General features: G+C 58.7%; 16 protein-coding genes and 1 tRNA gene. 5 read left to right on the plus strand and 12 right to left on the minus strand.

The window, feature by feature from the left end:
* The first annotated feature begins 7 nt into the window (after positions 1-7).
* The 4 genes from oppC (at position 8) to PG899_RS10375 (ending at position 4,275) form a co-directional block, all read left to right on the plus strand.
* The gene (gene oppC / locus PG899_RS10360; RefSeq protein ID WP_011706428.1) at positions 8-919 is read left to right on the plus strand and encodes an oligopeptide ABC transporter permease OppC; all 912 of its coding nucleotides are present in this window, start codon (positions 8-10) and stop codon (positions 917-919) included.
* Between the two features lie 140 nt (positions 920-1,059).
* On the plus strand, positions 1,060-2,040 hold the full coding sequence (locus tag PG899_RS10365) for an ABC transporter ATP-binding protein (RefSeq protein ID WP_017408089.1): 981 nt from the start codon (positions 1,060-1,062) through the stop codon (positions 2,038-2,040).
* Positions 2,041-3,036 (plus strand): murein tripeptide/oligopeptide ABC transporter ATP binding protein OppF, encoded by a 996-nt coding sequence (gene oppF / locus PG899_RS10370; protein WP_011706426.1) that lies wholly within the window; start codon positions 2,041-2,043, stop codon positions 3,034-3,036.
* A 294-nt stretch (positions 3,037-3,330) separates the two neighbouring features.
* Entirely contained in the window at positions 3,331-4,275 is a 945-nt protein-coding gene (locus PG899_RS10375) for a TerC family protein (RefSeq protein ID WP_045527098.1), read from the plus strand.
* 56 nt (positions 4,276-4,331) lie between these two features.
* On the opposite strand, the gene alr is transcribed toward PG899_RS10375, so the two are convergent.
* Entirely contained in the window at positions 4,332-5,558 is a 1,227-nt protein-coding gene (alr, locus tag PG899_RS10380) for an alanine racemase (RefSeq protein WP_190284131.1), read from the minus strand.
* 190 nt (positions 5,559-5,748) lie between these two features.
* Here alr and PG899_RS10385 point away from each other — a divergent pair, with 190 nt between their 5' ends.
* Entirely contained in the window at positions 5,749-6,204 is a 456-nt protein-coding gene (locus PG899_RS10385; protein ID WP_190284132.1) for a methyltransferase family protein, read from the plus strand.
* A gap of 75 nt (positions 6,205-6,279) precedes the next feature.
* Here the strand turns inward: PG899_RS10385 and PG899_RS10390 are convergent, their stop codons facing one another.
* The 11 genes from PG899_RS10390 to PG899_RS10440 form a co-directional block, all read right to left on the minus strand.
* Entirely contained in the window at positions 6,280-7,539 is a 1,260-nt protein-coding gene (locus PG899_RS10390) for a dicarboxylate/amino acid:cation symporter (RefSeq protein ID WP_024944897.1), read from the minus strand.
* 205 nt (positions 7,540-7,744) lie between these two features.
* Positions 7,745-8,221, minus strand: coding sequence for a CC0125/CC1285 family lipoprotein (locus tag PG899_RS10395; protein ID WP_190284133.1), 477 nt, complete (start codon positions 8,219-8,221; stop codon positions 7,745-7,747).
* Between the two features lie 133 nt (positions 8,222-8,354).
* Positions 8,355-8,431, minus strand: a tRNA-Pro gene (locus PG899_RS10400).
* Positions 8,432-8,663: 232 nt separating this feature from the next.
* Positions 8,664-10,007: a dihydroorotase gene (locus tag PG899_RS10405; protein WP_005302169.1), complete on the minus strand. Its 1,344-nt coding sequence runs from the start codon at positions 10,005-10,007 to the stop codon at positions 8,664-8,666.
* 64 nt (positions 10,008-10,071) lie between these two features.
* Positions 10,072-11,352, minus strand: a complete 1,281-nt coding sequence (locus tag PG899_RS10410) for a site-specific integrase (RefSeq protein WP_270697350.1) — start codon at positions 11,350-11,352, stop codon at positions 10,072-10,074.
* Between the two features lie 142 nt (positions 11,353-11,494).
* Positions 11,495-11,905, minus strand: coding sequence for a hypothetical protein (locus PG899_RS10415; RefSeq protein WP_270697351.1), 411 nt, complete (start codon positions 11,903-11,905; stop codon positions 11,495-11,497).
* Positions 11,906-12,116: 211 nt separating this feature from the next.
* Positions 12,117-12,371: a hypothetical protein gene (locus tag PG899_RS10420; RefSeq protein WP_270697352.1), complete on the minus strand. Its 255-nt coding sequence runs from the start codon at positions 12,369-12,371 to the stop codon at positions 12,117-12,119.
* A gap of 88 nt (positions 12,372-12,459) precedes the next feature.
* Positions 12,460-12,624, minus strand: a complete 165-nt coding sequence (locus PG899_RS10425; RefSeq protein WP_270697353.1) for a hypothetical protein — start codon at positions 12,622-12,624, stop codon at positions 12,460-12,462.
* The gene (locus PG899_RS10430; RefSeq protein WP_270697354.1) at positions 12,621-12,911 is read right to left on the minus strand and encodes a DUF4406 domain-containing protein; all 291 of its coding nucleotides are present in this window, start codon (positions 12,909-12,911) and stop codon (positions 12,621-12,623) included. Before PG899_RS10430 ends, PG899_RS10425 begins: the two co-directional genes overlap by 4 nt.
* Positions 12,908-13,477 (minus strand): HNH endonuclease, encoded by a 570-nt coding sequence (locus PG899_RS10435; protein ID WP_223940106.1) that lies wholly within the window; start codon positions 13,475-13,477, stop codon positions 12,908-12,910. Before PG899_RS10435 ends, PG899_RS10430 begins: the two co-directional genes overlap by 4 nt.
* 59 nt (positions 13,478-13,536) lie before the next feature.
* Positions 13,537-13,977 (minus strand): hypothetical protein, encoded by a 441-nt coding sequence (locus PG899_RS10440; RefSeq protein ID WP_053288691.1) that lies wholly within the window; start codon positions 13,975-13,977, stop codon positions 13,537-13,539.
* Positions 13,978-14,081 lie beyond the last annotated feature (104 nt).

Below are 14,081 nucleotides of genomic sequence, written 5' to 3' on the forward strand. Positions count from 1 at the left end.
GTACATCATGGTTGTCACAACTGAAAAACGCGAAGCCGTCGAGGCGTTCGCCCAGCAAGTGGAAGTGGTGGAAGGACGCTCCCTGTGGAAGGATGCCCGTCGCCGTTTCCTGCGCAACAAGGCCGCGCTCACCAGCCTCATCATCCTGACCATCATCGGTCTGGCGGTGATCGTGGGGCCACATCTGTCCCAATACACCTTCGACGATCCTGACTGGGGCGCCATGCAGGCGGCTCCGGACATGGAAACCGGCCACTGGTTCGGCACCGACAGCCTGGGGCGCGATCTGTTCGTGCGCACCCTGCTCGGCGGGCGCATCTCGCTGATGGTCGGCATCATGGGGGCCATGGTGGCCGTCATCATCGGCACCCTCTACGGCGCGGCCTCCGGCTTCATCGGAGGTCGGGTCGACAGCCTGATGATGCGGGTGCTTGAGATCCTCAACGCCTTCCCCTTCATGTTCTTCGTGATCATGCTGGTGACCTTCTTCGGCCGCAACCTGGCGCTCATCTTCATCGCCATCGGCGCGGTGAGCTGGCTCGACATGGCGCGGATCGTGCGAGGCCAGACCCTGAGCCTCAAGAGCAAGGAGTTCATCGAGGCGGCTCACGTATGCGGCGTCTCCAAGTGGAAGATCATCACCCGTCACATCGTGCCGAACGTGCTCGGTATCGTGGCGGTCTACGCCACCCTGCTGGTGCCGGGCATGATCATGTTCGAATCCTTCCTGAGCTTCCTGGGGCTGGGCGTACAAGAGCCCATGACCAGCTGGGGTGCTCTGCTGGATGAAGGCTCCAAGTCGATGGAAGTGGCCATCTGGCAACTCCTGTTCCCCGCCGGTTTCATGGTGGTGACCCTGTTTTGCTTCAACTTCCTCGGGGATGGTCTGCGTGACGCCCTCGATCCGAAGGATCGCTGAGAAAGCGGCGAAAGATCGCTGATAGAACGGCGAAGGAGCGCTGAAACAACGCGTCGAGGGGCCGCAGAGTGCGGCTCAATCGGGCGGATAGCGCATCGGATCGACAGGAAAACGTCACGAAAGATCGATAAGGAGTTTTTATGAAATTACTGGATGTAAAAGATCTGCGGGTCGAGTTCAAGACCCCGGACGGCAATGTGGTGGCGGTCAACGACCTCAACTTCTCCCTCGCTGCGGGCGAAACCCTGGGGATCGTCGGCGAGTCCGGTTCGGGCAAGTCCCAGACCGCGTTCGCCATCATGGGGCTGCTGGCCAAGAACGGTGTCATCACCGGTTCGGCCAAATTTCAGGGCGACGAGATCCTGAACCTGCCGGAGCATAAGCTCAATAAGATCCGCTCCGAGAAGATCGCCATGATCTTCCAGGACCCCATGACCTCGCTCAACCCCTACATGAAGGTGAAGGATCAGCTGATGGAAGTGCTGATGCTGCACAAGGGCGTCAGCAAGGCCGAAGCGTTCGAAGAGTCGGTGCGCATGCTGGACGCGGTCAAGATCCCGGAAGCGCGCAAGCGGATGGGGATGTATCCTCACGAATTTTCCGGTGGCATGCGCCAACGGGTGATGATCGCCATGGCGCTGTTGTGCCGGCCGCAACTGCTGATCGCCGACGAGCCGACCACCGCGCTGGACGTGACCGTACAGGCCCAGATCATGACCCTGATGAACGAGCTCAAGCGCGAGTTCAACACCGCCATCATCATGATCACCCACGACTTGGGCGTGGTGGCGGGCATTTGCGACAAGGTGCTGGTGATGTATGCCGGCCGCACCATGGAGTACGGCAAGGTCAACGATATCTTCTATCGTCCGAGCCACCCCTATACCGAGGGCTTGTTGCGCGCCATTCCCCGCCTCGACACCGAAGGGGAAGAGCTGCCCACCATCCCGGGCAATCCGCCCAACCTGCTGCGTCTGCCCACCGGCTGCCCCTTCCAGGAGCGCTGCCACCGGGTGAGCGAGATTTGCGGCAAGCAGTCACCGATCCTGACGCCGTTCAACGACGGCCGGGAGCGGGCCTGCCACTGGGTATCGGATGCCATGATCAAGGGAGTGAACTAAATGGGGACTGACAAGAAACTGCTGCTGGAAGTGTCCGACCTCAAGGTCCACTTCAGCATCAAGAGTGACAAGGCCTGGCCCTGGGCCAAACCCTCCGCCCTGAAGGCGGTGGACGGGGTGACCCTGCGCCTGTACGAAGGGGAGACCCTCGGTGTGGTGGGGGAGTCGGGCTGTGGCAAATCCACCTTTGCCCGGGCGCTGATCGGCCTGGTGCCGGCCACCGACGGCAAGGTGGTGTGGCTGGGCAACGATCTGACCAAGCTCGACCAGAAGGCGCTGCGCGAGAAGCGCAAAGAGATCCAGATGATCTTCCAGGATCCGCTGGCCTCCCTCAACCCGCGCATGACCATCGGCGACATCATCGCCGAGCCGCTCATCACCTTCTATCCCGACCTCTCCCGAGATCAGGTGAAGGAGAAGGTGCGGGCCATGATGAGCAAGGTGGGGCTCTTGCCCAACCTGGTCAACCGCTACCCCCATGAGTTCTCCGGCGGTCAGTGCCAGCGCATCGGCATCGCCCGGGCGCTGATCCTAGAGCCCAAGATGATCATCTGTGACGAGCCGGTGTCGGCGCTGGACGTCTCCATTCAGGCGCAGGTAGTCAACCTGCTCAAGGCTATCCAGAAGGAGATGGGGCTATCGCTCATCTTCATCGCCCACGACCTGTCGGTGGTCAAGCACATTTCGGATCGGGTGCTGGTGATGTATCTGGGCAATGCGGTGGAGCTGGGGACCCGCAAGGAGATCTTCGCCAACCCCTTGCACCCCTATACCAAGGCGCTGATGTCGGCCGTGCCCATTCCGGATCCGGATCTGGAGCGCAGCAAGACCATCCAGATCCTGGAGGGGGATTTGCCATCGCCGATGAACCCGCCCTCAGGCTGCGTGTTCCGTACTCGCTGCCCGGTGGCTGGTCCTGAGTGTGCCAAGACCCGGCCCCAGCTCGAGGGCAACTTCGACCATGCGGTCTCCTGCCTCAAGGCGGATCCGCTCTGAGGATGAGCAGGCAGAACTGGGCGCCCGGGTGGCGCCCTGTTTTTTTGCAGCCGGCATGAAGATGCCTCTTGGCGTTATCTTTTTCCGCTGTTACTATCCGCGCAACAAGGGGAGTAACTTCTCGCCGGTTTGTCGTCATTACGGTGCACCCATATCCTGCAGTGCACCCGGCAGCCGGGCAGTTGACGCAAGTCGGCTGTAAGTGAGACCTTGCCGAGAGGCAAGGTGTATCTGCTCCAAACGCAAACCCACGCCTCTCGGTCGTGGGTTTTGTCGTTTTTGGGAGAAGTGAACATGGGTGAATGGTGGATGTGGGCCGGTTTCTTCAGCATAGTGCTGGTCCTGTTATGGATTGATATCCGCTTTGTCGGCGGTGGCAAGGCGCACAAGGTGTCGCTCAAAGAGGCAGGTGTCTGGTCCCTCATCTGGATCAGCGTGGCGCTCTTGTTCAACCTGGCCATCTGGTTCTGGCTGGATCACAGTGCCGGGCGCGAGATTGCCAACCAGAAGGGGCTGGAGTTCCTCACCGGCTACCTCATCGAGAAGGCGCTGGCGGTGGACAACGTCTTCGTCTGGTTGATGCTGTTCGGCTACTTTGCCATTCCGGCCGAGCTGCAGCGCCGGGTGCTGCTGTACGGGGTACTGGGTGCCATCGTGATGCGCGCCGGCATGGTGTTCGCCGGCAGCTGGCTCATCGAGCAGTTCCACTGGATCCTCTACCTGTTCGGCGCCTTCCTGCTGCTGACCGGGGTCAAGATGCTGTGGGCGGCCGACAAGGAGCCGGATCTGGCCAACAACCCGCTGCTGGGCTGGATGCGCCGTCGCTTCAAGGTGACCGAGACCCTGGAGGGGGAGAAGTTCTTCGTCTGGCGTGACGGTGTGCGCTACGCCACGCCGCTGCTGCTGATCCTGGTGCTGGTGGAGGTGAGCGATCTCATCTTCGCGGTGGACAGCATCCCGGCCATCTTCGCGGTGACCACGGATCCCTTCATCGTTCTGACCTCCAACATCTTCGCCATCATGGGTCTGCGTGCCATGTACTTCCTGCTGGCCGGCGTGGCCGAGCGCTTTGCCCTGCTCAAGTACGGCCTGGCGCTGATCCTGATGTTCATCGGGGTCAAGATGCTGCTGCTGGATATCTTCAAGATCCCCACCGGCATTGCATTGGGTGTGGTTGCGCTGATCCTGCTGGCTTCCATGGGGTTGAGCCTCTGGGTGACCCGCAAGAAAACGGCATAATTGGCAAACAAGCAAAAGGGCTCCCACGGGAGCCCTTTTTTATGGCAAAGACTGGCTTAGCGCTTGATCTTCTTGGGGTTGGTGTAGCCCCAGATGGTGTACATGTCCGCCAGCAGGGCGCCGTTGTACTCCTCCAGATCCGCCTGCTTCACCTCGGCCTCACCCTGGCGGCCGAACAGCACCACCTCGTCACCGGGTTTGACTCCCTTGAGATCGGTCACGTCCACCATGATGGTGTTCATGGAGGTCTTGCCCACCACCGGTACCTTCTGGCCCTGGATCAGCACATAGGCCTTGTTGCTGAGCGCCCGGCGATAGCCATCGGAGTAGCCCAGCGGCAGGTTGGCGAGCCAGGAGTCGCGCTTGAGGGTGAAGGTGCGGTCATAACCGACGGTGTTGCCGGCCGGGTAGTGGTTGACGGAGGCAACCTGGGTCTTGAACGCCATCACCCGCTTGTACTCGGTGTAGGAGGGGATGGAGTCGCCGTACAGCAGGCCGCCCGGGCGCACCATGTCGAAGTAGGCGTCCGGCACTTCCAGAGTGGCGAAGGAGTTGGCGGCGTGGATGGTGATCTTGCTGCGATCCAGCTTGCCCGCTTCCAGCAGCCACTGGGAGTCCAGCTTGAACTGGGCCAGCCCCATCTTGACGTCCTCTTTCTCCTCCACCGGGAAGTGGGTCATGATGCCGACCGGGGTGATCCCCTTGAGCTTGAGCATGGCCAGCGCGTCTTCCTTGGAGTCAGCCAGACGCAGATCGATGCCGTTGCGGCTCATGCCGGCGGAGTTGAGCGCGATATGCACCGGGATATTGGTGTGGTGGCGCTGGGCGATGTCGGAGATGCCCTGGGCACTCACCAGGCTGCCGATGAGCTCTTCCATCTTGTAGGGCAGGGCCTGTTCCACTTCGGCCGGGGTGGCGGCACGCACCCGCATCAGGCGGCCGGTGAAGCCCTTCTCGCGGGCGACACGAGCTTCTTCATTGCTGGCGATGCCGATGCAGGGGATACCCGCTTTCACCACCGAGGGCACCAGCAGGTCGATGCCGTGGCCGTAGGCGTCGGCCTTCATGATGGCGCAGATCTTCGGCCCTTTGTCACCGAGGCGATCCTTGAGGGTCTGGATGTTGTGCTCGAAGGCGCCGAGATCGACTTCCAGCCAGGCATTGCTGGCGGTCTGCACTTCGCCGTTGCGATGATCGCTGGCCAGCGGCAGGTAAGGGGCCGCGACGGCCTGACCGGCCAGCAGGCCCAGGATCAGCGTGGCCAGCAGTGTCTTCTTGTGCATGGGGTGGTTCCTTTTTTATTGTTTGGGTTGAGGTGCATGACGGCCGCTAGGGGGCCGTTTTCACGCAGATGGGATAAAGTGTAGCCAAGGCATTGTTATTGTTATGAACTTTGACAATTTTCCAGGGCACTATTCCCGTCGGGAAGTGTAACGCAAGGTGCCGATCGTGGCACCCTCCAGGAGTCAATAGATGATGAGTCTTGAGTGTCGGGTGCCACCGCTGCTGCTGTTTGGTCTGATCGTGGCGGCCATGCTGGGATGGGAGGGCGTCGCCGAGAGTGGCATTGGCGCCGGTTGGTGGCTGGCCGCTCTGTTGCTGGCGGTGCTGGGCACTGTGTTTGGCTTGGGGGGCGTGCTGCGCTTTCGCCGCCAGGGTACCACGGTGACGCCGCTGCACCCCGAGCAGGCCAGTGCGCTGGTAACGGGCGGGCTCTATCGCTTCAGCCGCAATCCCATGTACCTGGGGCTGCTCTGCTGGACGATGGCACTGGCCTGTTATCTGGGCGGGCTGCTGGTGTGGCTCGGTCCGCTGCTGCTGTGGGGCTGGCTCAGCCGCTGGCAGATAGTGCCGGAGGAGCGGGCGCTGCGGGCCCGCTTTGGCGATGGCTATGCTGATTATTGCCGGCGGGTGAGGCGTTGGTACTGAGCCTTGTCGTGTCGCCATGAGACATAAAAAAACGGCCCGCGTCTGCGGGCCGTTTTGATGGAGGTGATGCTGGGATCACGCCTTGGCGGTATCCACCTCACCCAGAGGTTCGGTTTCACCCAGGCTGTCCTCGCTCTTGGCGACCACGCTGGCGGCGATGGCGTTGCCCAGCACGTTGGTGGCGGAGCGACCCATGTCGAGGAAGTGGTCAATGCCGAGCAGCAGCAGGATGCCCGCTTCCGGAATGTGGAACTGGTTGAGGGTGGCGGCAATCACCACCAGGGAGGCGCGCGGTACGCCGGCCATCCCCTTGGAGGTGACCATCAGCAGCAGCAGCATGGTGATTTGCTGGGCCATGGAGAGCTCGATGCCGTAGGCCTGGGCGATGAACATCACCGCAAAGGTGCAGTACATCATGGAGCCATCCAGGTTGAAGGAGTAGCCCATCGGCAGCACGAAGCTGGCGATGCGTTTGTCACAACCGAACTTCTCCAGACGATCCAGGGTCTTGGGGTAGGCAGCTTCGGAGCTGGCGGTGGAGAAGGCCAGCAGGATCGGCTCTCGGATCATCGCCAGCAGGGTCACGATGCGGCGGCGGATAAACAGGCTGCCCATGGCGATCAGCAGCAGCCAGAGGCAACCCAGTGCCAGGTAGAACTGCGCCATGAAGGTGCCATAGGTGGCGAGGATGCCGAGCCCTTCCTTGGCGACCATGGCGGCAATGGCGCCAAACACCGCGAACGGGGCGAAGTTCATCACGTAGCCGGTCACTTTGAGCATGATCTCGGCGGCGCTGGCCATCAGCATCACCACCGGTTTGGCGGCATCACCCAGCGCGGCGGCAGCCAGCCCGAAGAACAGGGAGAACACCACGATCTGCAGGATCTCGTTGGTGGCCATCGCCTCGATCACGCTTTTTGGAATGGCGTGGGTGACGAAATCCTTGAGGGAGATGGCGCTGGCAACCACGCCGGAGCTGGCGGTGTCGTCAGGCAGGGAGAGGGAGAGCCCCACGCCCGGTTGCATCAGGGTGACCATCACCAGACCCAGGGTCAGTGACAGCAGGGAGGCCAGCATGAACCAGCCCAGGGTCTTGGCGCCGATACGGCCCACGGTGCGGGTATCGCCCATCTTGGCGATGCCGACCACCAGGGTGGTGAACACCAGGGGGGCGATGATCATCTTGATCAGACGCAGGAAGATATCGGTCAACAGGGTGATATCGCTGGCAAAGCCGGCGGCCTGGTCAGGGGCAAACATGCGATAGCCCTGGCCAGTCAGGATACCAACCAGCATCGCGATGAGGATGGCAACCGTCAATTTATTCATTTTCATGGGGTGGGTCCCAGTTTTGATAAGTGCAGAGCGTTTCAAGCGGCAAGGGTGCCACTTCAGTCCGTTTTTGTGATCCGAGCCGTAGATTCCTGACAGCCGGTGTGCTGGCAGCATGCCTAATCCGGGGGGGTAAATCCAGCGCCTTGTGGCAGAATTTTATCTTGTCATTAGTTGTATGTGATATAGATCTTGCAATTTAGCTATATTAATCGCTGTTTATTTTAATGTTTGCAAGATAATCGGCTTTCATGGTTTGGTCGTTTTTCGCGCTGCGAGTGAGGGTGAAGATGAGCAACGCCGAGATGCGGTGCTCCACGGTGCGCTGATCCAGAAAGGGATCTGGCTCGTCGTCATCAAACCCGAACAGAGGGCGACTCGGCGTCACCCTGACCGCGTCCCGTTGCAGGGTCAATTCATTGACCTCAAGCCACTGATAACCTTCGGCTTGCGCCACTTCACCCGCCCGTTTCAGCACATACTTGCGAGCGGTTTCCCGGCTCACCAGATCGTTGCCGACAAATTCCAGCTGCCACTTGTCAGGCCCGAGCCGGGTCTGGGAGAAACCGGTCTGGCCGTTCCAGAACGATGGTTGGCTCTGATAAGGGGTGGCGCAGCCGAGCAGCAGGAGAGTGCAGAGGCCGAGCCACAGCAGACGCTGGCAAAAGGGGCGGGGAGAGGACATCTCGAACACCGGTTGGCAACACAGGGCATCACTACAGCACAAACCGATCGGCGGCACAATGCAGGCCGCGTGGTGCCATGTTGCACCAAAAAGAAAAGGCCTTGTCATCTGACAAGGCCTTTCTCGGGGAATTTGGTCGGTGTGAGAGGATTCGAACCTCCGACCCTCTACACCCCATGCAGATGCGCTACCTGGCTGCGCTACACACCGACGGAGTCAGCTCGGCTGACGGGGGCTGAGTTTATGGAGATGAACCCTGCCTGTCAACAGTGGAAATTCCACTCCGGGATCGTTCGCCTGCTTTGCGAGCAATCTGCGCTTAAAGTGCCGCCAATCGCCGAAAAACCGCTCATTGCGGGGCCGTGAGCGGCGGCAAAAAGACAGGCCGCCCGGGTGGGTGGCCTGTGATGGCGCTGTGGTGACGGCGCACATACAAGAGGGATCAGCGGGTGAAGGTGAGCCGCTTGCCCAGCACCTCGTTGGTGACCTGGCCGTTTTGCCAGGCTATTTGACCGTTGACCAGGGTCATCTCCACCGTGCTGTGGAAACGGTAGCCATTGAAGGGCGACCAGCCGCACAGATAGAGCAGGTTGCTGTCGTTGACCACGTAGGGCTTGCCCAGATCCAGCAGCACCAGGTCGGCGAAGTAACCCTCGCGGATGTAGCCGCGATCCTGCACCTGGAAGCGCTCGGCCACCGCGTGGGAGGTCTTCTTGACGATGGTCTCCAGCGAGAATACCCCGTTGTGGTAGAGCTCCAGCAGCGCCAGCAGGGAGTGCTGCACCAGCGGCACGCCGGACGGCGCCTTGAAGTAGCTGTTCTGCTTCTCTTCCCAGGTGTGGGGGGCGTGGTCGGTGGCGATGATGTCGAGCACGTCATTGCGCACCGCATCCAGCAGGGCGTGCTGGTCGGCGGCGCTCTTCACCGCCGGGTTGCACTTGATCTGGCTGCCCAGGGTGTCGTAGTCCGCCTCGTTGAAGAACAGATGGTGAACGCACACCTCGGCGGTGATGTTCTTGTCCTTGAGATCCTTCAGATCCGGGGTGGCGGTGAAGAGCGACAGCTCCTTGGCGGTGGTCAGGTGCAGCACGTGGAGCTTGGCGCCGTACTGCTTGGCCAGGGAGACCGCCAGGCTGGAAGATTTGTAGCAGGCGTCGGCGCTGCGGATGCGGCCGTGCTCGCGCATCGGCACATCCTCGCCCCACTTGGCGCGGGCTTCGTCTTCCAGCACCTTGATGGTGGGGGTGTCTTCGCAGTGGGTGACGATCATCACCGGGCTCTCGCGGAAGATGGCGGCCAGGGTCTCCTGATTGTCCACCAGCATGTTGCCGGTGGAGGCACCCATGAAGATCTTGATGCCGCAGGACTGTTTGGGATCGAGCTTCTTGATCTCTTCCAGGTTGTCGTTGGTGGCGCCGAGGTAGAAGCTGTAGTTGGCGGCGGAGGAGTTGGCGGCTATCTGGTATTTGGCTTCGAGGGCATCGAGGGTGGTGGTCTGGGGATTGACGTTGGGCATTTCCATGAAGCTGGTGGTGCCACCGGCCACGGCGGCCCGGGATTCACTGGCGATGGTCCCCTTGTGGGTCAGCCCTGGCTCCCGGAAGTGGACCTGATCATCGATCATTCCGGGGATGAGGTGACGGCCTGCGGCATCGATCACCACTGCATCGGGGGCGCTGATATCCGGGGCGATGCGGGCGATCCGTTCCCCCTCGATCAGCACGTCGGAGGCATAGATGCGGCCTTCGTTGACCAGGGTGGCATTCTTGATAAGCAATTTGTTCATGGGGGGTTCCAGTTCCTTTGCCGGGAATTGTAGGTGTTGACTATTCATTCGATAAATCAATCGCTTACTCGTGGATCTTTTTTTCTTGGGGCGTCATTGGGGCAAAAAGGCCTTTTGATTGCATTTGCTCCCAGATCCTGTCCGCCTCTGATTTACTTGCTGAGGCGATCCACTTTCCGTAGACGGATTGTAACATTTCAAGGTCTGCATGACCCATTTGCGCTGCAATATATGCAAGATTTCCATGTGAGGTCAGGTTCCAACTAGCAAACGTATGTCTTAGTTGGTAGAAGCGTCTGTATCTGACTCCGGCCCTCCTCATGATGTTACTCCAAGCGTGAGACACTCCGGTTGCAGTGAAGAACTCTTTGGCGTGTGGAACATGGCGGCCAGTCACCTTTGGTGTAAAGACTGGCCGTATCGCCTGCAGTTCACCATGCCCATTCATGTCTACGGTCACCGAGACAGGGGAGCGCATGAACGATAAAGACATCTGCGATCTCAGAGCTGCAATAACCGGTGGTTGTAGGTCAACTTCTCGGGTTTCGTTTGTCTTGGGGAGCTTGAAGTAGTCTGATTCGTTATTTACGTTCCTGCTGATGAGCATGACCCCCTTGTTGAGGTCGATATCCTCCCATGCTAGCGCCCTAAGCTCTCCAGTTCTGAGGCCAGTGTAAATGGCAACGGTGATCATGTTGCGCTGCTGTTCATGGGTGCATGCGTCTAACAGCCTGGCATATTCATCAAACTCAAAAGGGTCTGCCGGAGAAGTCTTTCTGTTGGTCACGGGCCTCACACCTCCCGTGAGTTTTGCGGCATCCTCAATAAGGTCATTTTTCTCACACCAACGCAGCAACTGTCTGAATCTCCCTATGTAGGTAACGATAGAGTTTGGCTTGAGTGAGAGGTGGAGCTCATTGCGGATCAGTTCAATGTCCTTCGGCATAAGTGTTGAGACCTGTCGGTCCCTTCCCAGGATGTTGATGCATGCTTCAATGGCAAACGGGTACCCATGGCGAGATGTCGGTTTTAGCATTGGTTTGTGAAGCCGCCAGAAATCTTGATATGCCTCCCAAATGGTGATGTTTTGCTGGCTTCCACCGAACCGAATCAATGCGTGACTGTCAGGGAAGTGATTGGCATAGCTGAATGTGCCAATGGCTATCTCGTGCTTTATCGTAGCCAGCTTGTTTGCGGCAAATTTCACGTTCGCCTTGGTGATAGGGAGGTCCAATACCTCCCTACACCTGACACCTTTGTAGGTGAAGTTGATGCGCAGTTTTTTGCCATGAACTTCTAATCCTGTGACGCCAGCCACTAGATCATCATGCTTGACTCGACCCACTTGTCATACTCCGCAACGTTGTAACGAATTTGATTGTCAGGAGCCCTGAGCCAAACTCGCCCCTCTGGCCACTCTCCTTTCAGGCGGCGCCCTTCGGCGGCCTTCTCTGTCATGCCGGTCAGTTCAGCGAAAAGCTTGGGTCTTACCCATTTGGCGCAGGGATAGACAAATTGCTGCATGGTTTGGTCCTCGCGGTTAATAGTGACTCGAGCCGGTGACGCCCAAGCTGGTTGTAGTAGAAGGTTTGAACTTGCTTGCGGGAGTTGGCCGCCTGGTCAAGGCGGTATTCCCCCAGTTCGGTGGTTTTCAGGTTGTGCTGGTTGGCCAGCCTGCCGATGGCTTGGGCGCTCACCCCCAACTCCTTTCCAAGATCGGTTGCGCTCCAGAGCTGGCCGGCTACCCGTGGCGCTTCGATAGGTAGATCGAAGTAGGCCAGGATGCGGCCGATCTCGGCGAGCTTGGCCGAACGGGAAAGGGTGGGGGAGCGCACGGCGCTGACCAGCTCGTTGAGAAGCTGGCTGTCCTGGTCGATGGTCAGTTGAAGTTGTTGCATTGGCGTGGCCCTCCTGTCCTTGAGGATGGGGCGCCAATTGGATTGAAGGAAGGGCCGTTAATCCTTCTGCTTGCCTGCCTTGCGTTGGCAACCATTATTCACGAACGAGACAATACAACCACTGCTGCAAAATCCTCGGGAGTCACGACGAATCAAATGCTCCTCTTCGACGCGCTTGCGGCACCAATAGCATGTGTACATAGCCATCAGCTCACCCCTCCCACTCCGGCAGCTTGTCGAACTGGTCTTGGGTGAGCATCACGGTTTCAACCTGATGCGGCCCGTCGATGTTCTCGAGCACCCCATCACGCTCATCCGCCGGTACAATAAAGCTGGCGTTATCGAACTTGATGCAGGAGAACTCCAGTTGCTTAAAGTCCTCACACTTCGGCGCGTGGGTGCTTGGCGGAAAGCACCCGCCGAGCGTTTCGGATAGGTCGCGCGCCATTGTCAGGCAGTTGCACATACTCACCCCTTCACAAACAGGTCGGCCGCCACGATGACGGCCAGAATGTTAATGGCCAGGATTGCTATCCCAGCCGCCTTTTGTTTGGTCACTCGACCTCCTGTTCTACTTTGGTAACCCGGTACGCTTGGCCTCGGTTGATCATATGGCCTGACGTGACGTACTCATCCTTGATTTTCTGCATGGCTGTGGATGAGAAGAGGATTCCTGAAAAGAACCCAATGGTTATGGCTGCCACAAGCTCAATGCTCATGCAGCCTCCTCATGCAGGATTGAGGTCAGGATCACCGGCTTGCCGAGCTTGATGGCCAGAGCGTGCTCTGCAGTGGCTTGCGGGCAGCTTTCCCACCCAGGCAGCATGACAACCTGATCAACGGAAAATATGATTGCCTCTCGCTTATGCTGCTCAACAAAAGCAGGTAAAAATGCCGATGCTAGCGTCGCGTGTCCGGCGCTTTGCAGGCGCTTGGCCTCATGTCTGAAGGCGTCTCGGTTGAAGTTGGGCAGGCCTGACATAGGGCCAGAGATGAATATCTTCATTTCCGCATAACTCCAGTGATGTGCGACCAAAGCCGCCCAGTTTTAATGTGATTTACTGTGGCTAGAGAAACGCCGTACTTCTTGGCGAGCTCACCTTGAGTTGACGCCCTCTCCTTAATCTCATCGAACAACCGTTCAACAACCTCTTCGGTTAGGATGGAGTTTTTGTGCTCGCTCCCCCTTTTAGCTACCGTTACTCTCCTGCCTTTCTTGTCCATATCCTTTACGTTATCCATGTTGCTTCCATGGAATAAATGCTCTGGGTTAACACAGGATGGGGTGTCACACCGGTGCAATATGCACTGGCCGTGATACCCATCGGATTCAGGTATTCGCCCTATAAAGAGTTCGTATGAAACTCTTGATGCGGTAACCATAGAGTTCCTTCTCTTGCCCTCATGGTTGCAAGCTCCACCAACTGAAAATTTTCCGTAACCTTTTCTATCTTTGGCGCCAGTCCACATCCAGCACCCAGAGTCGGAATTGATGGCTGTTTTGCTGAGAAACCGCCTCTTGAAGGCTTCTACATCCTTAATCTCAATCCCTGCTATAACAGTTATTTGCATGGTTGATTCCCAATGAAAAGCCCCGGACTGGCCGGGGCTTTAGTTGAACGCGGTGGCTATTAGGCTGGCACTTGGCTGTCAGTGCCTGCGCCGGTCATGACTTGGCTGCTTTTCATAAGCGCCATGTTGTTCTTGTGGGTACGAACGGGCGTATCAACCTCAACCGATACCGGGACCCCGCTTATCTTCACAACAGTGCCGCTTGGAATTATCCCCACGACAGTCTCAGACAGCGAGCAATCACACGCCCCTAACAGCTCCGGCACGCCGTGATTGTTGGTTGAGCAGTCAGAGTCGTGAGTCGGCGTACTGAGTGGCGGTGGTGTCACATAGGAATCGGTTCCCTCATCCCACACCAGCACATCCTTGGCATCCCAGAAGAGCACGCGCATCTCCGGCGTATCGGTCAGCCCAAGGCGGGCGAGCGCGTATCCGTAGAGGCAGGCAACCGAGTGTTCGCCTTCAACTGCGGCGCAGTCTTGTCCTTTGCAATCTTTCATGGGTTTATCCTCGTGGTTAAAAGAAAACCCCGGGCAGGCCGGGGATCTGGTTATGCTCGCCAGCCCCGGTACCCGATAAAGCCGGGATCCATGACTTGCCTGAA

This window comes from Aeromonas sp. QDB39 (genome assembly GCF_027707585.1).
GTDB classification, from domain to species: Bacteria; Pseudomonadota; Gammaproteobacteria; order Enterobacterales; family Aeromonadaceae; genus Aeromonas; species Aeromonas hydrophila.